The sequence below is a fragment of the Rhodococcus sp. UYP9 genome, assembly GCF_040547235.1.
Lineage (GTDB): Bacteria > Actinomycetota > Actinomycetes > Mycobacteriales > Mycobacteriaceae > Rhodococcoides.
The window spans coordinates 42,925-64,672 of sequence record NZ_JBEPPH010000007.1 but is presented as its reverse complement, the minus strand read 5'-3'; the positions used below and the strand labels follow the sequence as shown (position 1 = coordinate 64,672).

The window sequence follows — 21,748 nt, the reverse complement described above, 5'->3', positions numbered from 1 at the left end:
CTTCATCCACTCGACGTCTCGTTGTGCACTGTTGATGGCGTAGTGCCTTCCTGGGCATGATGTTGCTTCAGCTTCGCCACGACCTGTCCGACCACTCGGGCCGGGCTTCGCCCGTCCGTGCGAACGCGAATGGTGGCAACCGAACGATAGAGCGGACGCCGTGTGCGCATCAAAGCCTGGTATGTGGCGCGTGCATCCGGACCCGCCAGCAGCGGGCGGGATGTATTGGCCCCGGTTCGACGCAACCCCTCCGCCACACTGATTTCGAGGTAGACCACTGTCTGCGACGCCAGCGATGCGCGCGTGCGATCGGAGAGAATCGATCCGCCTCCGAGCGAGACGATGCCCTCATGGGTGGCAAGCGCGTCGGCAACGACCTGCTCCTCGATCACTCGAAACGCCTGCTCACCGTCCTGCGCGAAGATCTCTGGAATTGTACGACCGGTGCGGCGCTCGATCGCTGCGTCCGTGTCGAGCAGCTCCAACTCGAGCGCCTGAGACACGCGCCTACCGATGGTGGACTTCCCTGCGCCGGGAGGCCCCACCAGCACCGCATAGGGAGTCATCGTGGTGGTCGGGCGGCGTTGCCCTTCAGGTAATGCGCTACGTTGCTCGCCGTCTCCGCCAACGAATCGCCACCGAACTTCTCGAGCACTGCCTGCGCTACGACGAGAGCCACCATCGTCTCGGCTACGACACCCGCAGCGGGTACCGCACATACATCGGAGCGTTGATGGATCGCGACCGCTTCTTCGCCGGTCGACATGTCTACCGTTGCGAGCGCGCGAGGGACAGTAGAGATCGGCTTCATCGCTGCCCGGACACGAAGAGGCTCTCCGTTGGTCATGCCACCTTCGATACCACCTGCACGGTTGGTCGATCGCAGGATCCCGTCCGGGCCCGGGGTGATCTCGTCGTGCGCGGCGCTGCCACGACGACGGGCCGTTTCGAAACCGTCACCTACCTCGACGCCCTTGATCGCCTGAATTCCCATGAGCGCTGCAGCAAGTCGCGCATCGAGCTTACGATCTCCGCTGACGAACGATCCGAGCCCGACAGGAAGGCCATGTACAACGACCTCGACGACGCCGCCGAGGGTGTCGCCGTCTCGCTTCGCAGCCTCGATCTCGGCGATCATCGACTCACCGGAAGCTGCATCGAAGGCTCGCACCGGGCTCGCATCGATCGCGTCGAGATCGTTACCGGACGGTGGTGGACCGACGTAGGGGTCCGATGCGCCGATGGAGATGACGTGGGAGACGACATCGACGCCGAGTGCCTGTTTCAAGAAGCTGCGCGCAACAGTGCCGATCGCAACCCGCGCGGCAGTTTCACGGGCACTCGCCCGTTCGAGAACCGGCCTGGCGTCGTCGAACCCGTATTTCAACATTCCCGAGTAATCGGCATGCCCGGGACGGGGCCTGGTCAACGGAGCGTTCCGCGCCAACGCGTCGAGAACCGAAGGGTCCACCGGGTCCGCGGACATGACCTGTTCCCATTTGGGCCACTCGGTGTTGCCTACTTCGATGGCAATCGGGCCACCGATGGTCCGACCATGACGCACACCACCGGTGATCGTCACCTTGTCGGCCTCGAACTTCATCCGGGCACCGCGTCCGTAGCCCAGTCGGCGGCGAGCCAACTGATCGGCAATGTCGTCCGAGGTCACTTCGACACCCGCGACCATTCCTTCGAGGATGGACACGAGGGCAGGGCCGTGAGATTCTCCGGCAGTTATCCAGCGCAGCACGGCCTCATCTTTTCACGTCGGTGCAGCCGCGAGTGCCAGCAGGGTAGACACGCACATGGATGGGCCATGGGGAACGGTGCAATCTCTGCGGCCGAGTGCCGTCATCGTCACCCCCACCAGCCCGGTCAGCAGCGGCGGAAGAATCGCAACCAACGCCCACGTGTCGAGACCTGCCATCGCCGCAACACCGCCGAGTGGCCACGCCAGTTTGACGTCACCAGCACCGAACACCATGGGCAGGCACACATGAACGAGGAGATAGCTGCCGAACAGCGCCGCCGCACCGACAAGCATCGGCGCGATGTCACCGGAGAAAGCTCCGAGCAACAGGACAACGAACGCTCCAGCGCCTGTCAGCGGATTCGGTAATCGCCTGCACCCGACGTCGATGCACGCCAGCACCGAACACCACCAACTCAACAGCCCGAGCGTGATACCGCAACCGAGGAGCGATCCCGCCGACCACACCGCACCGAGCGCCAACGGAAGTCCGACGGCCTTCCACGACGGTGCCAGCTCTGTCACTGTTCGCTCGGTGACGAGTCCTACGCCCCATCCGATCGAACCGAACGCGAGTGCCCATCCCAGAGATGATGTGGTCATTGGGCAAGTGTGGAACTACTCCCGACCTACTCCGCGTCGGATTCCCAGGTGGACAACTGCCCTGTGTATCGGCGAGCCACCTGTGGATGAAACCGTCAGTAGGCTTCGATCACTGCCGTCATCGCCGCGCGCGGAGCGGATAGACCCGTGAATTGCTCGACCTGCCCGAAGGCTTGATTGAGCAACATCGACAGGCCCGAGACGATGATGCCACCGGCCGACTCCACCGCGGTCGCCAACGGCGTCGGCCATGGATCGTAAATCGCGTCGAGGACGATCGGCGCATGCGCAAGGGCCGCTGACACCGGTGAAGCGCCCTCTGCAGGCACGGTACTGACAACAACGGCCGCCGCGGCGGCTGCGCCGGGCAACGATCCGTCGGACATACCAAGGAACGCGGTCCTCAAGCCCGCCGCTTCGCCGCATGCGAGGGTCTCGCGGGCTCGATCTGCCGATCGTGCGACAACTGTCGCCGATCGTGCCCCCATTTCGGCGAGCGCGACGAGAGCCGGCCTCGATGTTCCGCCGGCTCCGACGACCATGACTGCCCGACCGGCGAGATCGACGACACCGGCCTCGCGCAGCGCCCCCTTCACCCCATCGACATCTGTGCAGTCGGCTCGCCATCCGGTCTTGGTGCGCAGCAGGGTGTTCGCCGAGCCTGCGAGAACCGCGCGATCGGTTCTCGTGTCGGCGAACTCCAACGCCGCAACCTTGTTCGGCATCGTCACCGACAGGCCGACCCAGTCCGGACCCAGACAGCCCACGAGCCCGGGCAGTTGATCGGCAGAACACTCGATTCGTTCGTAGGTCCAATCGCTCAGGCCCAACGCACGGTAGGCAGCGAGATGCAACTGGGGCGATTTCGAATGGATGACCGGATTACCCAGAACGGCGGCGCGCATCGGTTTCTACCGTCCGCTGTCGAGGAATCCGTCCTCGACCTTTCCGATATTTGCGAGGTGCTCGTCGTAGTCGCGCGTGAACAACGTCTCACCAACCTGGTTGATGGTCACGAAGTACAACCAATCGCCATCTGCGGGTGCCTCGACCGCTTCCACTGCACCGATGCTCGGCGCCGCGATCGGGGTCGCCGGGAGTCCCTCCATGGCGTAGGTGTTCCACGGCGTCACTGTCGCTCGGTCCTCGTCGGTCGTGGCGACCTCGGTTGTGTCGAGGGAGTAATTCACCGTCGAGTCGAATTCGAGCTTCTGCGGTGCGGCCAGCCGATTGATGATGACGCGCGCTACCTTGCTGAAATCCGACGGAAGCGATTCACGCTCGACGAGAGACGCTGCCACCAACGTCTGATACGGGCTGAGCCCCGAGCTGGTGCCTGCGGTCAGTATCCCGGTGTTCTCGTAGGTTGCCGCACTTTCTTCCACGAGCTGTCGGAGAATCTCACCCGGTGCTGCGGTCGGATCGAAGTCCCACGTGCCGGCAGCAATGAGTCCTTCCAGCTGACGGTCTCGATCGGGGACCACACTCACCTCGGCCCGCGCCCATTCCGGAACACCCAACGCCATCGGCTCGGCGAGCCCACCTGCGGTGTTGAAGTCGGCGTAGGAAATACACGTCGGCGTGCCTGCACCTGTCGTGTCGATGCAGCTTGCTTCCGACAAGAGCGTGTAGATGCCCCTTTTGACAGCATCGGTATTGACGTCACGTGAATCGTGAAGTTGACGGCCCTCGGAAATCACGACGTTGCCGACTCGAGCGGACGGATCGACGAGTGCTGTCACTGCATCCTGAGCAGGTACGTGACTTTCGAGCAGGTAGTAGCCGGGCTGCACCGACGACATTGCCGGGTTGACGACGGCAGCTTCCATGAAGGCACCCGAACTCGCCACGATGCCTTTCTCGGTCGCCTCGACACCGATCTGATCTGCAGTGTCACCCGGCTGCACTCGCAGCACCACCGACGGCCCCGAACTACCAGCCGTGAAGTCCTCAGGGGCCACCGGGCCACCGACAAACCGGTCGTACACGAGGAAACCTCCCACTGCGATAACGATGACGAGGATCATCCCCAGCGCCAGCCCGACCTTGCGGCCGCGTCGCTTGCGCTTTCGGGCCGACCGGTCCTGCCGAACCTCCGCTCGTGAACGTCCCACCTCCTGCGGACCGCCACGAGTCACAGCGTGATGAAATTCGCTGCCTTCGTCGACCTGATACCCGATCGGATCCGTCAGCGCTTCGTCGTCGTACTCGTACTTCCCCCGGTCCGTGGACCTTTGGTTGTTCACTCGACCTCCGGCGTTGGATCGGTCTCTGCCGATTTCAGCCGCGCGGACCGCTCATCCAGCCACCCCTGCAGGATTGCGACCGCAGCAGCTTGATCGATGACCGAGCGCTGTGATTTCCCCCGCACACCACTGTCTCGAAGTGCACGCGTCGCAGTTACCGTAGTCAATCGCTCGTCCGACATCCGAATCGGCACGCCGGGCAGTCGCCGCGACAATACTCGTGCAAAACCCTCAGCTGCCTTGACCGCGGATCCACTCTCTCCTCGCAGAGTGCGTGGGAGTCCGATAACCACCTCGACCGCCTCGTACTCGGTGACGATCTCGACGACACGCGCGACGTCGGATGCGTCCGATCCTTTGGGCTTGGACCGCACGACAGTCTCCACCGGGGTCGCGAGTACGCACCGTGGGTCGCTGACTGCAACACCGACACGTACGCTTCCGACGTCGATTCCGATTCGACGTCCGAGGCCGGGATCGTCCGCTCCTGGACGGTCCGGAAGGCCGGGAGGTCGACGAGAGGGATCCGGCACGATCAAGCGCCGACGAGTTCTGCGATCCGGGCACGCACAGCGGCCAATCCATCGGCAATACCGCTTGGATTCGATCCGGATCCCTGTGCGGATTCGGCTTTACCGCCGCCGCGTCCACCGATGGCCGGGCCGAAGCTGGCCACCAGTTCCCCTGCTTTCACACCCGCTTCCTGTGCGCCGGCGTTTGCGGTCACCACGAAGGGGACCTTCCCATCGACATCACCGATAAGGACCACAACCGCAGGTTCGGACCCGAGACGTCCGCGGACGTCGGCAGCGAGACCGCGGAGATCGTTGCCGCCAACGCCGTCGGGGGCGCGCGCTATGACTGCTCGAATGGGTCCCAGTCGTTCGGCACCTGCAGCGAGGCCGCCTGCCGAAGCGAGCACGGAAGCTGCCTTCACAGCCTCCAGTTCCTTCTCCGCCACTCGCAGCTTCTCCACCAGTGTTTCGATCCGGCCTGGCACTTCCTCGGTCGGAACCTTCAGTGAGGACGCGATCCCGGCGAGCAGGGCGCGTTCTTTCGCCAGGTAACGGTACGAATCCAGGCCGACGAATGCTTCGACTCTGCGCACCCCGGAACCCACCGACGACTCGCCGAGCAACGTGACCGGCCCGATCTGCGAGGTGTGTTGTACGTGCGTTCCTCCGCACAGTTCCATGCTGAACGGTCCACCGATGTCTACGACGCGAACCTCGTCCCCGTAGTTTTCCCCGAACAGCGCCATCGCGCCCATGGCCTTGGCGCTGTCGAGGTCGGTAACCAAGGTGTTGACAGCGAGGTCGGCACCGATCGCGTCGTTCGCGACAGCTTCGATGTCGTGTCGCTGAGCCTCGGACAGTGCGCCCTGCCAGGAGAAGTCGAATCTGAGGTACCCGGGCTTGTTCAGCGATCCAGCCTGCGTCGCATTGGGGCCGAGGACCTGCCGCAGTGCCGCGTGCACCATGTGGGTTCCAGAGTGCCCCTGCGTTGCGCCCTTACGCCACGATGGGTCCACGTCGACGCGCACGACGTCGCCTTCGGTGATCTGACCCGATTGGACCGTGACCTTGTGCGTCCATACCTTCTTCGCGATCTTTTGGACGTCTTCCACGTCAGCGCTGAAACCCGGGCCACTGATCGTTCCGATATCGGCGATCTGTCCGCCCGATTCCGCATACAGCGGGCTGCGATCGAGAATGACCTCGACGGACTCCCCCGCTGTAGCCGTCGGGACGCGAACTCCGCCCGAGATCAGGGCAAGCACATTCGCCTCCGAGGACAACTCCTCGAAGCCGGTGAACTCCGTTGCCCCGAGGTCGACGAAGTCCTTGTAGACGGACAGGTCGGCGTGAGCATGCTTACGTGAACGTGCATCTTCCTTCGCGCGCTGACGCTGTTCGGCCATCAGCGACCGGAAGCCGTCCTCGTCTACGTTCAAACCTGCCTCCGACGCCATTTCGAGCGTCAGATCGATCGGGAATCCGTAAGTGTCGTGCAACGCGAACGCCTCGGCGCCGCCGATTGTCTTCTTTCCTGTCGACTTCACCGACTCCGCCGCTGTGTCGAACAGCTTGGAACCGGAAGTGAGGGTCTTGAGAAAGGCAGACTCCTCGCCGACCGAGACAGTGAGGATGCGATCGAAGCCGGTGACGAGCTCCGGGTACGACTGAGCCATTGTGTCGCGGACGACGGTGATGAACTGGCCCATGGTCCGGTCCGGCGCACCGAGCAGACGAGCCGAGCGCACAATTCTGCGCAACAGACGACGCAGCACGTATCCGCGCCCATCGTTGCCCGGGTTGACGCCGTCGGAGATGAGCAGCGCGGCGGTGCGCGCATGGTCTGCGATGACACGGAACCGGATGTCGTCCTCGTGGTTCTTGCCGTACGCCCGGCCGCTCAGTTCCTCGGCTTTGGCAATGACCGGACGAACCAGGTCGGTCTCGTAGACGTTGTCGACGCCCTGAAGCAGGAAAGCCACGCGCTCGACGCCCATGCCGGTATCGATATTCTGCTTCGGCAGCGGCCCGAGGATCTCGAAATCGTCCTTGCTGATTCCCTGACCGCGCTCGTTCTGCATGAAGACGAGATTCCAGATCTCGATATAACGATCCTCGTCGGCCTCCGGCCCACCGTCGACACCGTATTCGGGCCCGCGGTCGTAATAGATCTCCGAGCACGGTCCACAAGGACCGGGAATTCCCATCGACCAGTAATTGTCGGCCATCCCTCGACGTTGAATCCGCTCGTCAGGTATCCCGGCAAGTTCTTTCCACAGCGAAATTGCCTCGTCGTCATCCAGATAGACCGTCACCCAGATCCGCTCAGGATCGAATCCGTATCCGCCGTCGGCCACACTGCCGGTCAGGAGCGTCCAGGCATAGTGGATCGCTTCGCGTTTGAAATAGTCACCGAAGGAGAAGTTGCCGGCCATCTGAAAGAACGTGTTGTGCCGCGTGGTGATGCCGACGTTCTCGATATCGAGTGTGCGGACACACTTCTGAACACTCGTCGCCGTAGCGAACGGAGGTGTCTGCTGGCCCAGGAAGTAAGGAACGAACTGCACCATTCCTGCATTGACGAATAACAGGTTGGGATCGTCGAGCACCAACGAGGCACTGGCCACCTCGGTGTGGCCTGCCTTTACGAAGTGGTCGAGGAAACGCCTGCGAATGTCGTGGGTTTGCACCGGTACAGGTTAACGCGCCGCCGGTGCACCCCGTGTCATCACCACCATTTGCACGTCAACGCGTGCATGTCAGCGGCCACGCACGATGCGGCGTAGCTTGCCTACGCGAGTCGCGATCTCACGCTCCACACCATGATCAGTGGGCGCGTAGTAGTCCACACCCACCAATTCGTCCGGTGGGTACTGTTGCCGGAGAACTCCGCCTGAGTTGCTGTGCGGATACTTGTAACCCACCGCACTCCCGAGCGCTTCCGCCCCTTTGTAGTGCCCGTCCCGCAGGTGGGTGGGTACCTGTCCGGACTTGCCTGCTGCGACATCGGCCATCGCCGCACCGAGCGCAGCGATGACCGCACCGGACTTCGGTGCGGTAGCAAGGTGAATTGTGGCCTGCGCCAACGCCAATCGCGCCTCCGGCATGCCGATGAGCTGCACCGCCGTGGCAGCAGCCATCGCCGTCTGCAACGCAGTGGGATCCGCCATTCCGACGTCCTCGCTCGCATGCACGACAAGTCTGCGTGCGATGAATCGCGGATCCTCTCCGGCTGTGATCATCCGCGCCAGGTAGTGCAGTGCGGCATCGACATCGGATCCCCTGATCGACTTGATGAACGCACTGATGACGTCGTAATGCTGGTCGCCGTCGCGGTCGTACCGCACTGCCGCCTTGTCGACACTCGCTTCGACGGTGGCGAGGTCGAGTGTCGGTCCGGTAGCTGCCCCTGCCGCCGCCTCGAGCGCAGTCAACGCACGACGTGCATCGCCTGCTGCCAACCGGACCAGATGAGCCATCGCGTCGGCGTCGATCGAGACGGTTCCGTCCAGTCCCCGCGGATCGTCAGCGGCGCGAGTGAGCAGCAGTTCGATGTCTGCAGAACTCAACGGGTGCAGTTGGAGCACGAGGGAGCGGGACAGCAACGGTGAGACCACAGAGAAAGACGGATTTTCCGTGGTCGCGGCCACCAGAAGTACGATCCGGTTTTCCACGGCGGCCAGCAGAGCATCCTGCTGGGTTTTGGAGAACCGATGAACCTCGTCGATGAACAGGACGGTTTGCTCACCTGCCGTCAACCGGCGACGAGCCAGGTCGATGACTACTCGAACCTCTTTGACGCCTGCCGACAACGCTGACAATGCCTCGAACCTGCGACCCGTTGCTCCGGAGATGAGCGAGGCCAGCGTGGTCTTGCCGGTGCCGGGTGGGCCGTACAACATCACCGAAGATGCGCCTGAACCTTCGACGAGGCGTCGCAACGGGGCGCCCGGCGCAAGGAGATGCCCCTGTCCGACGACCTCGTCCAAATTCTTGGGGCGCATCCGCACAGCCAACGGAGCGTCCGGTCGGGCGTAGGACCGGCTCGGACGCGGCTCTTCGGCTGCGTCGATGTTCGCCGGACCTCGCTCACCGGGGTCAGGTTCAGCGGAGTCGAAGGTCTCGAACAGACCGCTTTCTTCTCCCTCGTCGAATCCAGCTCCGAAACTCATGCTCACCAGTCGAACGCTACCGAACTACGGGCGGAGTTCAGCGGTCCCACTTCGACCTCAGAGACGCCAGAACTTTCTCGGCGAAATCGGTCACTTCATGGTCGCCGGTACGTTGCGCCTGTTCGAAAAGGATTCGCCAACGCGATATGAGTGCCTCGGACCGTGGAACGGAGAGGTGATGCCGGCGCGCGGCGGCGATCCGCGTGTGGTCGTCGGGCAGAAACCAGTAAGTCGACATCCAGACCCAGATGAGCTGAGCATCGAGGATTTTCGATGCAAGGACCCGGTCGTCGGACAGCTGCGGCCAAATTCCGACAACCTCGGCTCGCCATGCGTCGACCATGGCTTGTGCACGCTCTGCCGAGAGGTCGAAATGGCACAGGCATCCGGGAGAGGACGCCAACGCGTACGTGATGTCGAGGGTGGCGTCTCGAAAGCCACCCCACTCGTAGTCGAGGAAGCGCACACCCTCCCCGTTGACGATTATGTTGTCCGGGCACAGGTCGGACGGGCTGAAGGCACGAAGCGCACCGTGCGCGAACAACCGCCCGCTTCGCTCCACCCGGTCCAGGACCCGTTGCGGAGTGTCCGTCATGCCGAGTTCTTCGGCGAGCATCTTGGGCACGGCAACAAGCGCTTTCGGTATCTGCTCCGAAATGCCATCAGCCGAATGCGGCAGCCCAACACGCCTGAGCAGCGCTGCGAAGTCGTCCTCTCGCCCAGCGGTGGCGGCGTGCATACGTCCGAGTGCTTGCGCCATGGCCATCAGCGAGTTGGTGACCGATGCCGAGTCTGAATGTTTGAGCAATGCAGTGATCGAACTGGCATCGCCTAGATCACTGAGAACGAGCAATCTTGCCCCCAGGTCGTAGGCCAGCAGGGCCGGCCCTGGCCGACTGTCGGTCGCGAGAGCCGTGGTGAATTGATACGACGCCGCCTCACGGAGAAAGGCCGACCTACCGCCGACCGTCTCGGCTTCACTGTGGAGTTCGGTGTCGGTTGCGGTATCTCGAACCTGCTTGATCACCAGGGTTCGAGGCAACTGAAAAGGATTCTCGGAAACTCGAACGCGAAGGACGATTGCCTGTCCACTGCCTCCGAGGTCGACGGGATCGACCAGGGTGACATGTGCACCGGTACGTCGGGTAAGCAGCTGCTCTGCAGCTGCTACCACCTCTGAGACAGGATCTGCCAATGTTGCGGTCATCGCGTACCAAGGTACCCGGTCTGTATGACAAACTATGGCGGCTCCGAGACGTCGAATCAGCTTGTTTCGGACTGACCTGGGGAATCGCCCGATACCAATTTCATCACGACAGGCATCGAACCGGACAGACCGGAAACAAGGGTATCGACACAGGTGGAACTTCCGGCGGTAGTACCTGGATCTTCGGAAAGAGCGATTCGCTTCGACATGTGCACTGCTCGACGCCACGTCAGGCTTGACACATCACAGCCGGTGGGGTTCGCTCACCCTGAAATTGCGTCAGTACGCGACGGCGCGTTCATGGATGAACAACGACTCGAGGGGGATATTTCGTGACCAACCCGCCCAATGATCCGCAGTACGGCGGCGTAGACCCGAATCAGCCGCAGTATCCGCAGAATCCGGGCAACAACTACCCACCGCCCGGCAACTACCCACCGCCCGGCAACTACCCGCCATCGGGGAACTACCCGCCACCCGGCAGTTACCCACCGCCGCCCGCCTCGGGTAATGCCGGGTACGGCCTCGGTTCTCAGTTGCCAGGAGGCGGCCGGCCAGGGGGCTTGGGAGCGCGGTTCGCCGCTCGCTTCATCGACGGCATCATCGTGGCCGTAGTGGCGCTCATCGTCTATGCAATCTCGCCGGACGGGTTCGTCGGGCAGTTCATTCTCGGCCTCGTCACCGCGGTTCTGGGATTCGCTTACTTCACGCTTCTCGAGTCGAGCCGCGGGCAAACGCTGGGCAAGCAACTGCTGGGTCTTCGCACCCTCGGCGCTGCAGGCGGCAACCCCACGCAAGCCGAAGCTGCGAAGCGCAATGCGTTTCTGCTGCTGAACATCGTTCCGGTTCTTGGTGGCTTGCTCGTTTTCGTCGCGTACATCGTCATTGCTGTGACGATCAACTCGAGCCCCATCAAGCAGGGCAAGCACGACGAGCTCGCCGGCGGCACTCAGGTGATCACGCTCAACTGAGCCGAGCCTGGATACAGAGGGAGCTGGCAAGGCGGATCCATCGGGAGAGTCCAGATGGATCCGCTTTCCAGTTTCACCGACCGACGGATACGGGTGTTCAGCCGACTCGAACGGCGCACAATGACCTGAAGTCCCTGAACAAGGAGAAATACCGTGAGCGAGAACCCACCGAACGGCCCGCAGTACGGCAGCACTCCCGACCCCGAACGACCAGACCTGGGGAAGTCTTCACAGCCAGGAGGCGGCAGCGACACCCCACCCGGCAGCACCCCGCCTGGCAATTACCCACCTCAGGGTAACTATCCACCCCCCGGTAACTACCCACCTCCCGGTAACTATCCACCCCCCGGTGGGTACCCGCCTGGGGGCTATCCGCCACCGTCCGGTAACTACCCACCCCCAGCGGGTAACTACCCACCCGGGAACTATCCCCCGCCTCCCGGCAACTATCCCCCGCCTCCCGGCAACTATCCCCCGCCTCCCGGCAACTATCCCCCGCCTCCCGGCAACTACCCCCCGCCACCCGGAAACTACGGGTCGCACGGGTCCGGATTCGGCGGTGGACTGCCCCCGACGCTCGACATCGGCGGGGCGATTTCCTTCGGCTGGAACAAGTTCAAGGACAACGCAGGCGTGTGGGTCGGTATCGTCCTCATCGCGGCAGTCCTTCAGCTGGTTATCAATCTGATCTTCGGCGGATTCGACACGTCCGGGGACTTCTCGTCGAGTTTCGATGTTCTGGGAATCATCGGCACGCTCGTCGGTGCGGTCGTGACATACCTGATCCAGGCTGCGATGGTTCGCGGTGCATTGCACGAGGTCGACGGAACCAAGCCCACGATCGGATCGTTCTTCCAGTTCGCCAATGTGGCAGCGATCATCATCGCCAGCGTGCTGATCGGGGTCATGACGACGATCGGTTTCGTGCTTTTGATCATCCCGGGCATCATCGTGGTGTTTCTGACCTGGTGGACTCTTCAGTTCGTGGTCGACCGCAACGAAGATTCGATCACAGCCATCAAGTCGAGTTTCAGGGCCATTTCGTCGAACGCGGGCCAGTTGTTCTTGCTTGCACTCGCACTCGTCGGAATCAACATTCTCGGCGCGATCCCATGCGGGCTAGGACTACTGGTGACCATTCCGATCACCATCATTGCCTCGACGTACGCCTACCGCATCGTGACGAGCGGACAATCGATCGCCTGAGCTTTCGGTAGAACAAGTAGAAGGACCCCGATTCTCTCGAGAGAATCGGGGCCCTTCTACTTGTGAATTCGACTATCGAGCAGCCGAAGGCTCATCCTTTTCGACCTGCGCGGATTCTTTCTTCTCCGGCTTGGCATCTATGCCGGATTCCTTACGCTGTTGCGGCGTGATCGGCGCCGGTGCGTCGGTCAACGGGTCGACGCCGCCGCCGGACTTGGGGAATGCGATGACCTCGCGGATCGAGTCGACTCCGGCCAGTAGTGCAGTGATCCGGTCCCAACCGAAGGCGATTCCACCGTGCGGTGGCGCTCCGTAGCTGAAAGCGTCGAGCAGGAATCCGAACTTCTCCTGTGCCTCGGCTTCTCCGATTCCCATCACCGCGAACACGCGTTCCTGAATGTCCTTGCGGTGGATACGAATACTGCCGCCACCGATTTCGTTGCCGTTGCAGACGATGTCGTATGCGTAGGCGAGCGCCGAACCTGGGTCGGTGTCGAAGGTCGCCATCGAGTCCGGCTTCGGCGAAGTGAAGGCATGGTGCACGGCCGTCCACGCCCCGGAGCCGACGGCAACGTCACCGCTGGCCGTCGCGTCGGACGTCGGCTCGAACAGTGGCGCATCGACGACCCAGACGAAGGCCCAAGCCTTCGGGTCGATCAAGTCGAGTTTGCGCGCGATCTCACCACGGACTGCACCGAGTAGTCCGCGCGAGCCTTTGATCGGTCCCGCGGAGAAGAAGATTGCATCACCGGGCTTGGCACCGACGTGAGCTGCGAGGCCGTCGCGCTCGGTATCGGTGAGATTCTTCGCTACCGGTCCACCGAGGCTTCCGTCCTCGCCGACGAGTACGTAGGCAAGTCCCTTATGCCCGCGCTGCTTGGCGAATTCCTGCCATTTGTCGAGCTGCTTGCGCGGCTGTGATGCGCCACCCGGCATCACTACCGCTCCGACGTACGGCGCCTGGAATACCCGGAAAGTCGTGTCGGCGAAGAAGTCGGTGCATTCGACGAGTTCGATCTCGAACCGAAGGTCCGGCTTGTCGGATCCGTAACGCCTCATCGACTCGGCGTACGTGATCCGAGGAATCTTGTCGACGATCTCGTAGCCGACCAGTTTCCACAAGGCCGCGAGGATCTCTTCGGCCAGCAGAATGACGTCTTCCTGGGTGACAAAGCTCATTTCGACGTCGAGCTGGGTGAACTCGGGCTGACGATCGGCTCGGAAATCTTCGTCTCGGTAGCAGCGCGCGATCTGGTAGTACCGCTCGATTCCACCGACCATCAGCAGCTGCTTGAACAGCTGAGGACTCTGAGGAAGCGCGTAGAAGCTACCGGGCTGCAAACGTGCAGGCACGAGGAAATCCCGTGCACCTTCCGGCGTGGACCGCGTCAAAGTGGGTGTCTCGACCTCGACGAACTCATGGTGCGCAAGCACACTGCGCGCTGCAGCATTGACATGCGATCGCAGACGGATGGCGCTTCCCGGGCCCTGGCGACGCAGATCGAGGTACCGGTACTTCAGACGAGCTTCCTCGCCCGGCTGCTCATCGAGCTGGAACGGGAGCGGCGCACTCTCGGCGAGAACTTCGATCGCGGATGCGTCGACCTCGACGGCGCCGGTCGGAATCTCGAAATTCTGGTTACCGTCCGGCCTGGTCTCGACCTTGCCGGTCACCTTCACCACGTACTCCGCCCGTAGACGGTGGGCCTGTTCGGCAACGGCGCCTTCACGGAAGACGACCTGAGCGACGCCGGACGCGTCACGAAGGTCGATGAAAATGACACCGCCGTGATCGCGTCGCCGAGCAACCCAACCCGTCAGGGTGACTGTTCGGTCGACGTGCTCGGGTCGAAGTGAGCCGGCGAGGTGGGTGCGCAGCACGGGTTTCCTTTCACAAAATTTCACAAAGCGTGTTCGTCGGTAACCAATCCTACGGAGACACCTACGCCGACCGGAAACGCGATCCCACCACGGCGTGCGAAGCTAGTGCCCGACCACGACCGACAGCCCACAGAATTGACCCCGAAGAGAGGATTTCGGCGATGACCTTCAACGAGGGCGCTCGTATGCAACCTGGCCGGGTGTCGACCGGCGGGGGCGGTGGCGGGCGAGGCGGCAAGCTCGCTCTGGGCGGCGGCGCAGGAGGCCTGGTCATTCTGGTCTTGGCCCTGCTGTTCGGAGGAGATCCGGGGTCCGTTCTCGGTCAACTCAGCGGCTCTACCGACAATGCAGGTCAGTCGCAGGCAGGCGGCACAGTGGAGAACTGCGAGACGGGCGCCGACGCGAATGCCGCTATCGACTGCCGCGTGAGTTTTACCGTTGGCAGTCTCGACACGGTATGGGAATCCGAACTCCAGTCGCAGACCGGGGTTGCGTATGTTCAGCCGGCCGTTGAGCTGTTCACCGGTTCGATCAGCACGGGCTGTGGCAACGCGACCAGTGCCGTCGGCCCGTTCTACTGCCCGGCCGACTCGACGGCCTATTTCGACTCGAGCTTCTTTCAGGTTCTCGTCGATCAGTTCGGATCCAGCGGGGGGCCTCTGGCAGAGGAATACGTGGTGGCACACGAGGTCGGCCACCATATTCAGAATCAGCTCGGCGACATCGGCCGCGCGCAGGCGGATCCACAGGGCCCGCAATCAGGTGCTGTCCGGGTCGAGCTGCAAGCGGACTGTTACGCAGGGGTCTGGGCGAATCATGCTGCGACGATTCCCGCGCAGGACACCGGTGTTCCCTTCCTTGCTCCGTTGACCGACACCGATATTCGCGACGCCTTGTCCGCAGCGTCCTCGGTCGGCGACGATCGGATACAGCAGGCGTCGAGTGGGCGGGTCAATCCGGAGGGTTGGACTCATGGGTCGTCCGAGCAACGACAGAAATGGTTCCTCGCGGGTTATCGGACGGGCGAGGTCGCGGCCTGCGATACGTTTTCGGCGCGAGATCTGCTCAACCCTCCCGCGCTCACCCGGTGACGATCAGAACAACGTGAGGGCAGCGACCGGTACGGATAGTTTCGATACTGTCCCTGCCGGAGTGTTCTCCGGCAGGGATCGAGTGTCCTCGGGTGCAAATCCGTGTCGGACGAGCAGCGGGTCGATTCGTTCGCGAAACCATCTCGTGTATTCGGGTGTGACGTACGCACCGCGACCGTATAGCTGCCGATATCGCCGGACCAAGGCAGGGTGTTGCTCGGCCAGCCAGGACATGAACCAATCCTTGGTCGTGGACCGCAAGTGCATCGGCATCGCGGTCACCGAAGTGGCGCCTGCCTCTGCCAACGCCTCGAGCAGTCCGTCGAGCTGCTTGGCTCCGTCGGTCAGGAACGGGATGACCGGTGCCACCATTACGGCACACGGCAAACCTGCCTCCCGAATCGAACGGATCAGATCCAGCCGGGCCCGCGGACTCGGAGTCCCTGGTTCCAATTGCTTCTGCAGATCCGGGTCGTGGATAGCGAGGCTGATACTGATGCGCACGTCCACCTCCCGAGCCGCGAGCGTCAGCAGTGGTAAGTCACGCCTCAGCAACGTGCCTTTGGTCAGAATCGAGAACGGTGTACCGGACTCCGTCAGCGCTCGGATGATGCCCGGCATCAGCCGGTAGCGGCCCTCTGCGCGCTGATAGGGATCGGTATTGGTTCCCAGCGCAACCGGTTCACACTTCCACGATCTGCGGGAGAGTTCCTTGCGGAGCACCGCAGCAATGTTGGTCTTGACGACGATCTGCGAATCGAAATCGTTGCCGGAGTCCAGTCCGAGATATTCGTGGGTGGGGCGGGCGAAGCAGTAGCGGCACGCATGCGAACAACCGCGGGCAGGGTTGATCGTCCAGGTGAACGGTAGCGAGGCATCACCGGAAATCTTGTTCAATGCGCTCTTGCACAGCACCTCGTGGAAGGTGATGCCGTCGAACTCCGGCGTTTGCACACTGCGCACCAGGCCTGCACGTTCCAAACCCGGTAGCGCGTCCGCGTCGGCAGCGTCGAGTGTCTGTCCTGCCCATCGCATGCACATAGTCGAACATTTGTTCTAGAACATGTCAAGATGCAACGAGGCGAATGACTTTCACGCTGCGGCACAGCGCATACGCACAAGCGCCGAAGGATAGCGTGTACCCACTGCCCGAATCAGAAGGAGCGTTCCTCGACGTGACTGCACCGAATATCCCGACCCTCGAACCGATCCTGCGACTCGGTGTGACTCTCGGAGTTCCGATCGACATCGGTGGTGTACCCACGGGAGAACGAGTCGTCATCCCCGTTCTCGGCGGCGCGGCGCCCGGACCGGACATCGAAGGCACACTGGCAGGCACTTCGTCCGTCTTCGGGTTGACACGATCGGATGGCTGCACCGAGTTCAGCGCCGAGCTCACACTCGAACTGACGATGGGAGGATATCTTTCGCTGTCGTACCGTGGGCTTCAGTTCGGCCCGGCCGACGTCATCGAGGCCTTGGGAGGGACCGAGGAAGTCGATCCGGCCACGTACTACTTCCGCGGAACTCTGAGCATCGCGACCTCGGTGCCGCAGTTCACCTATCTCAACCGTGCACTGGTGGTGACATCCGGCTCACGATCGGCCGAAGCTGTTGTGCTCGACGCATTCCTGGTGACCTGACCCGTCAGCTCGGCAATTCGGCGACTTCGCGATCGGTCAAAGTGGCTAGCGGAGTTCTTCCCGTCGAGCGGACCAGCTCGATGGCTCGAAACAGGGGCCGCTCGTGCAGGCCCGCGTCGCGCGCTTCTGCCTTGAGCTGATCGACCAGAACCGATGCGATCGCCGCCGCCGGTACCAACTCGGTTGTCCAGAGCGCGTCGGCGAGCTTGCGCAAGGACAGGATCGGCAGCTCTCGGCCACCGCCCTGGGTGTAGAGCGCGAGCGCGATCGTGACGCGAGAGTTGCCGTCGTACAACCGGAGAGAGACGTTGTCGATCCGAGCGGTCCGCACCTGAATCTCGGCTGTGACGACCTTCGGCACCGACAGCTGCTTCGTCCCGAATCCGCCGCGGACATGAATAGTATTGCCGCTCAACCATGTTCTACGCCGCAGCACTATCCACGTCGAGACCACCGTCGGCACCAAGACAATGGCTCCGAGTACGACTGCCACAACCACGGGCAGGAAGAAGCTCGCGATGATCGCGAGCAGGATCGCGACTACTACCGCGCCGGCCATGATTTTCATCAGCCGTGGTCTGATGAATTCGACTGGGACCAAATCGAGATCGACGTGATCCGAGCCGTCAGTCGGCAAGACGGACCTCGAGATGATCGACGACGCCGTCCAGCGAAACCTGCTGCTGTTCACCGGTGGCAAGTTCTTTGACAACGATGGACGTCTCGGCAAGCTCTTTGTCGCCGAGTACCAAAGCGAAGCGCGCTCCCGACCGATCCGCTGCCTTCATTGCTCCCTTCACGCCACGATTTCCGTAGGCCAGGTCGACGCTGATTCCCTTTTTCCGCAACTCCCCCGCAATGGCTACGATCTTCGCTTTCGCTTCCAGACCGAGCGGAACTCCGAAGACTGCGCATCGGGCGGAAGCACCTGCCGATTTGCCCTCGGCTGCGAGCGCGAGCATCGTACGGTCGACGCCGAGCCCGAATCCGATACCTGAAAGCTCCTGGCCACCCAGCTGCGCCATGAGGCCGTCGTAGCGGCCCCCGCCGCCGATTCCGGACTGGGCACCGAGGCCGTCGTGCACGAATTCGAATGTGGTCTTCGTGTAGTAGTCGAGCCCTCGCACCATGCGCGGATTGACCACGTAGGTAACTTTCATCGCGTCGAGGTGGGCGAGCACCTCATCGAAGTGCGCCTTGGCGGAATCGGAAAGATGATCGAGCATCAGCGGCGCGTCGGCGGTCATCTCGCGGACTTCCGGCCGCTTGTCGTCCAGCACACGTAGCGGGTTGATCTCCGCGCGGCGTCTAGTGTCCTCGTCGAGCGGCAGGGCGAACAAGAACTGCTGCAGCAGCTCTCGGTATTGCGGGCGACAGGTGTCGTCACCGAGAGAGGTGATCTCGAGCCTGAAGTCGGTCAACCCGACACTACGAAACCCGGTGTCGGCGACGGCGATCACTTCGGCGTCCAGAGCTGGATCGTCGACACCGATCGCCTCGACTCCCACTTGTTGCAGTTGACGGTAGCGACCGGCCTGCGGCCGCTCGTAGCGGAAGAAGGGTCCGGCATATGCCAGCTTCACCGGAAGTGCCCCTCGATCGAGGCCGTGTTCGATGACCGCGCGCATCACCCCGGCAGTGCCTTCCGGCCGCAGGGTGACCGATCGGTCCCCTCGATCGGCGAAGGTGTACATCTCCTTGCTGACCACATCGGTCGACTCGCCGACGCCGCGGGCGAAGAGGCCGGTGTCCTCGAATATCGGCAGTTCGATGTGCCCGTACCCCGCATTTCGCGCTGCGGTCAGTAGCCCCTCTCGAACAGCGACGAACTCGGCGGAGTTCGGCGGAAAGTAGTCGGGAACACCCTTGGGTGCAGAGAAGGTCGTCGGCTTGCTCACGAGTGCATATTTCCTTGTTCGGGACCGGACAGTCCAACGAGAAACGGATTGGACGCGCGTTCTTGGCCGATGGAGCTCTGGCCGCCATGTCCGGGAAGGATCACGGTGTCGTCGGCCAGCGGTAGCAGAGACCGGCCTATCGAGCGGAGTAGCTGATCATGATCACCACCGGGGAGGTCGCTGCGGCCGATCGAACCGGCGAAGAGAGTGTCCCCGGTCAAAGCAATGGACACATCCCCGTCCGGCGCATCGATCGTTGTCGTGAATACCACCGAACCCTGAGTGTGGCCCGGCGTCCGCAGTACGCCGAACGTGATTCCTGCGAGTTCGAGAGTCATTCCGTCCTCGAGATCGAGCACCTCGTCCGGCTCGTGGAACTCGGCGTCACCCAACATTGCAGCCAACGCCGGCCCGGTCCCTCGAATCGGATCCGAGAGCATGTAGCGGTCCTCTGCCTGGATGTATGCGGGGATCCCGAACTTTCTGCAGACGGGTTCCACGGACCAAGTGTGATCGAGGTGTCCATGGGTGAGGAGCACGGCGACCGGCGTCGTATTCGAGGAGTTCAGAAACTCGAACAGGGGCTCTGCCGCATCCTGACCGGGATCGACGACGACGCATTCTTTTGCCCCGTCCTGGGCGAGGATGTAGCAGTTGGTCTGAAACATTCCCGCCGGGAATCCGGTGACGAGCACAGCTGTAGCTCCTAGATCGGTCTGGCACGGTCTTTTCTCCAGCCTAGTTGCACGGCGTCCACACTGGCATCGCCAGTGCCTGGCGCTGCGCGCCTGCGGTGCCCGTCAGAGTGTTCTCAGGATGTAATGGCACACTCACTGACGGCCGGTTTCGGCTCCGAACAGCCGGATCGAGCGCCGGTAATCGATCGAGGACAAGCGGGAGGACAGGCGAATTGCCCAGCAACGAGCAACGGCGTGAGGCAGCGAAAAGAAAGCTCGAGCGACAACTCGAACACCGAGCAGAGCGAGCCAAGAAGCGTAAACAGCTGACGATCGCCGGGTCGGTTCTGGGCGTGGCCGTCGTAGTCGGCGCGGTCGCAGTCGTTTTCGCGATCACCCGAGGTGGCGACGAACCCGAGACGACTGCATCGGACACTCCTTCGGCAGACACGCTCATCACCGACGGCCGCTCCGAGCCGCTTCCGGAGACCGTGAACTGCGCGTATCCGGCGGCACAGGCACCGGCGGCGAAGCCGAACACACCACCACGCACCGACGCGATTCCGACGAGCGACGAGCCCCTGAGCTACAGCATGGAAACCTCGCAGGGCAACATTGGACTCACGCTGAACAACCCGCAGGCACCGTGCACTGTCAACAGCTTCGTTTCACTGGCAAACCAGGGATACTTCGACGGAACCACCTGCCACCGTCTCACGACGTCTGCAGGGTTGCAGGTGCTCCAGTGCGGCGATCCTGCGGGCACGGGTCAAGGCGGACCCGGTTACGAGTTCGCGGACGAGTTCCCGGTCGACCAATACAACGTCGGCGACCCTGCAGCCGGCCAGCCGATCTCCTATCCCCGCGGCACCCTTGCGATGGCAAACGCCGGGCCCGGAACCAATGGAAGCCAGTTCTTCCTCGTCTTCGGTGATTCGAAGCTGCCTCCCGCGTACACGGCGTTCGGAACCATCGACGAGACGGGTCTGCAGACTCTGGACAAGGTCGCAGCAGGCGGGGTCGAAGGCGGCGCCCAGGATGGAAAACCGGCCCTTCCCGTCGACATCACGAACGTGGTGAGCGACCTGTGATCACACGCTCGGCTCTGTTCGTGGCTGCCGGCGCGGTAGCCATGCTCGTGGCCGGGTGCTCTTCGGACACATCGGGCACCGCGACATCCACGACGACGGCAGCATCGACGCCGAAGGCGACCAGCGCCGCACCCGAGCCGGAGTTGGACCTGAGCCAATTCGGGGTGCTACCTGCGGTCCCTACGCCCCAAGCGCCGACAACCACCTGTGACTATCCCGCGGCGACGCCTGCCGTCCGAGACAACACCCCTCCGCCGACGGCCGATGTGCCCACACAAGGGACAGTCGAGGTAGCGATGACGACGAGCCAGGGGCCGATCGGATTGACCTTGGACCGGGCCGAAGCACCCTGCACTGTCAACAGCTTCACCAACTTGGCCGCTCAGGGGTATTTCGACGACACCCCGTGCCATCGTCTGACCACCTCCCCTGGTTTGAAGGTTCTCCAGTGTGGTGATCCCTCGGGCAAGGGAAGCAGGGGTCCGGGTTACGAATATCCGAACGAATACCCGACCACGGCGTTCCCCGCCGATGATCCCGCCGCGTCGACGCCGGTTGTGTACCCACGCGGAACGGTCGCGATGGCGAATGCCGGACCCGACACGAACGGCAGCCAGTTCTTCCTCGTCTACGAGGACTCGGTGCTGCCTCCGCAGTACACCGTCTTCGGGACGATTTCTGCCGAGGGACTCGCTACGCTCGACAAGGTCGCTGCAGCAGGGGTGGCAACTCCCGGTGGCGACGGCGCCCCGAACGCAGCTGTGACGATACAAACCGTCACCTAGAACCTCCACCGG

General features: G+C 62.7%; 20 protein-coding genes. 6 read left to right on the top strand and 14 right to left on the bottom strand.

Translation table 11 applies throughout. The features are described from left to right. Positions 1-2 precede the first annotated feature (2 nt). From ABIB36_RS18535 to ABIB36_RS18495, 9 genes are all read right to left on the bottom strand, one after another. Positions 3-566: a shikimate kinase gene (locus ABIB36_RS18535; RefSeq protein ID WP_354562468.1), complete on the bottom strand. Its 564-nt coding sequence runs from the start codon at positions 564-566 to the stop codon at positions 3-5. Then, positions 563-1,750, bottom strand: coding sequence for a chorismate synthase (gene aroC / locus ABIB36_RS18530; RefSeq protein WP_354562470.1), 1,188 nt, complete (start codon positions 1,748-1,750; stop codon positions 563-565). Before aroC ends, ABIB36_RS18535 begins: the two co-directional genes overlap by 4 nt. A gap of 12 nt (positions 1,751-1,762) precedes the next feature. Further along, the gene (locus tag ABIB36_RS18525) at positions 1,763-2,353 is read right to left on the bottom strand and encodes a prepilin peptidase (protein WP_354562472.1); all 591 of its coding nucleotides are present in this window, start codon (positions 2,351-2,353) and stop codon (positions 1,763-1,765) included. A 95-nt stretch (positions 2,354-2,448) separates the two neighbouring features. Next, positions 2,449-3,258, bottom strand: coding sequence for a shikimate dehydrogenase (locus ABIB36_RS18520; protein ID WP_084348800.1), 810 nt, complete (start codon positions 3,256-3,258; stop codon positions 2,449-2,451). 6 nt (positions 3,259-3,264) lie between these two features. Next, entirely contained in the window at positions 3,265-4,599 is a 1,335-nt protein-coding gene (locus ABIB36_RS18515; RefSeq protein ID WP_084348799.1) for an endolytic transglycosylase MltG, read from the bottom strand. After that, complete coding sequence (gene ruvX / locus ABIB36_RS18510) at positions 4,596-5,132, bottom strand: Holliday junction resolvase RuvX (RefSeq protein WP_179142423.1); 537 nt, start codon at positions 5,130-5,132, stop codon at positions 4,596-4,598. Before ruvX ends, ABIB36_RS18515 begins: the two co-directional genes overlap by 4 nt. 2 nt (positions 5,133-5,134) lie before the next feature. Continuing rightward, entirely contained in the window at positions 5,135-7,804 is a 2,670-nt protein-coding gene (alaS, locus tag ABIB36_RS18505) for an alanine--tRNA ligase (RefSeq protein ID WP_084348797.1), read from the bottom strand. Positions 7,805-7,873: 69 nt separating this feature from the next. After that, positions 7,874-9,292: a replication-associated recombination protein A gene (locus ABIB36_RS18500; RefSeq protein ID WP_354562476.1), complete on the bottom strand. Its 1,419-nt coding sequence runs from the start codon at positions 9,290-9,292 to the stop codon at positions 7,874-7,876. Between the two features lie 31 nt (positions 9,293-9,323). Then, positions 9,324-10,493 (bottom strand): protein kinase family protein, encoded by a 1,170-nt coding sequence (locus ABIB36_RS18495; RefSeq protein ID WP_084348795.1) that lies wholly within the window; start codon positions 10,491-10,493, stop codon positions 9,324-9,326. A gap of 332 nt (positions 10,494-10,825) precedes the next feature. Here ABIB36_RS18495 and ABIB36_RS18490 point away from each other — a divergent pair, with 332 nt between their 5' ends. Together ABIB36_RS18490 and ABIB36_RS18485 are read left to right on the top strand one after the other, a co-directional pair. Next, positions 10,826-11,464, top strand: coding sequence for an RDD family protein (locus ABIB36_RS18490; RefSeq protein ID WP_256895927.1), 639 nt, complete (start codon positions 10,826-10,828; stop codon positions 11,462-11,464). Positions 11,465-11,617: 153 nt separating this feature from the next. Continuing rightward, the gene (locus tag ABIB36_RS18485; RefSeq protein WP_354562480.1) at positions 11,618-12,670 is read left to right on the top strand and encodes a DUF2189 domain-containing protein; all 1,053 of its coding nucleotides are present in this window, start codon (positions 11,618-11,620) and stop codon (positions 12,668-12,670) included. Between the two features lie 72 nt (positions 12,671-12,742). On the opposite strand, the gene aspS is transcribed toward ABIB36_RS18485, so the two are convergent. Beyond that, a complete protein-coding gene (aspS, locus tag ABIB36_RS18480; RefSeq protein ID WP_084348793.1) occupies positions 12,743-14,551 on the bottom strand; it encodes an aspartate--tRNA ligase in 1,809 nt (602 codons plus the stop codon). A 161-nt stretch (positions 14,552-14,712) separates the two neighbouring features. Here aspS and ypfJ point away from each other — a divergent pair, with 161 nt between their 5' ends. Then, a complete protein-coding gene (gene ypfJ / locus ABIB36_RS18475) occupies positions 14,713-15,642 on the top strand; it encodes a KPN_02809 family neutral zinc metallopeptidase (RefSeq protein ID WP_084348792.1) in 930 nt (309 codons plus the stop codon). Between the two features lie 3 nt (positions 15,643-15,645). On the opposite strand, the gene ABIB36_RS18470 is transcribed toward ypfJ, so the two are convergent. After that, positions 15,646-16,677 (bottom strand): Rv2578c family radical SAM protein, encoded by a 1,032-nt coding sequence (locus tag ABIB36_RS18470; protein ID WP_084348791.1) that lies wholly within the window; start codon positions 16,675-16,677, stop codon positions 15,646-15,648. A 140-nt stretch (positions 16,678-16,817) separates the two neighbouring features. On the opposite strand from ABIB36_RS18470, the gene ABIB36_RS18465 reads away from it, so the two are divergent. Further along, entirely contained in the window at positions 16,818-17,285 is a 468-nt protein-coding gene (locus tag ABIB36_RS18465; RefSeq protein WP_084348988.1) for a DUF3237 family protein, read from the top strand. Positions 17,286-17,289: 4 nt separating this feature from the next. Here the strand turns inward: ABIB36_RS18465 and ABIB36_RS18460 are convergent, their stop codons facing one another. From ABIB36_RS18460 to ABIB36_RS18450, 3 genes are read right to left on the bottom strand one after another with little or no spacing between them, the layout of a single operon-like run. Beyond that, positions 17,290-17,853 carry a hypothetical protein gene (locus tag ABIB36_RS18460; protein ID WP_354562485.1) on the bottom strand — a complete coding sequence of 188 codons (564 nt, stop codon included), beginning with the start codon at positions 17,851-17,853 and terminating at the stop codon, positions 17,290-17,292. 58 nt (positions 17,854-17,911) lie between these two features. Next, the gene (hisS, locus tag ABIB36_RS18455) at positions 17,912-19,183 is read right to left on the bottom strand and encodes a histidine--tRNA ligase (RefSeq protein ID WP_354562487.1); all 1,272 of its coding nucleotides are present in this window, start codon (positions 19,181-19,183) and stop codon (positions 17,912-17,914) included. Further along, a complete protein-coding gene (locus ABIB36_RS18450) occupies positions 19,180-19,878 on the bottom strand; it encodes an MBL fold metallo-hydrolase (RefSeq protein ID WP_084348788.1) in 699 nt (232 codons plus the stop codon). Before ABIB36_RS18450 ends, hisS begins: the two co-directional genes overlap by 4 nt. 215 nt (positions 19,879-20,093) lie before the next feature. On the opposite strand from ABIB36_RS18450, the gene ABIB36_RS18445 reads away from it, so the two are divergent. Together ABIB36_RS18445 and ABIB36_RS18440 are read left to right on the top strand one after the other, a co-directional pair. Beyond that, a complete protein-coding gene (locus tag ABIB36_RS18445; RefSeq protein WP_354562490.1) occupies positions 20,094-20,951 on the top strand; it encodes a peptidylprolyl isomerase in 858 nt (285 codons plus the stop codon). Then, positions 20,951-21,736 (top strand): peptidylprolyl isomerase, encoded by a 786-nt coding sequence (locus ABIB36_RS18440; RefSeq protein ID WP_256895959.1) that lies wholly within the window; start codon positions 20,951-20,953, stop codon positions 21,734-21,736. Before ABIB36_RS18445 ends, ABIB36_RS18440 begins: the two co-directional genes overlap by 1 nt. Positions 21,737-21,748: the final 12 nt, after the last annotated feature.

Coding starts and splice junctions, on each gene's coding strand:
- ABIB36_RS18535 (WP_354562468.1), bottom strand. CDS start 566: ATGACTCCCTATGCGGTGCTGGTGGGGCCTCCCGGCGCAGGGAAGTCC.
- ABIB36_RS18525 (WP_354562472.1), bottom strand. CDS start 2,353: ATGACCACATCATCTCTGGGATGGGCACTCGCGTTCGGTTCGATCGGA.
- ABIB36_RS18520 (WP_084348800.1), bottom strand. CDS start 3,258: ATGCGCGCCGCCGTTCTGGGTAATCCGGTCATCCATTCGAAATCGCCC.
- ABIB36_RS18495 (WP_084348795.1), bottom strand. CDS start 10,493: ATGACCGCAACATTGGCAGATCCTGTCTCAGAGGTGGTAGCAGCTGCA.
- ypfJ (WP_084348792.1), top strand. CDS start 14,713: ATGACCTTCAACGAGGGCGCTCGTATGCAACCTGGCCGGGTGTCGACC.
- ABIB36_RS18470 (WP_084348791.1), bottom strand. CDS start 16,677: ATGCGATGGGCAGGACAGACACTCGACGCTGCCGACGCGGACGCGCTA.
- ABIB36_RS18460 (WP_354562485.1), bottom strand. CDS start 17,853: ATGAAAATCATGGCCGGCGCGGTAGTAGTCGCGATCCTGCTCGCGATC.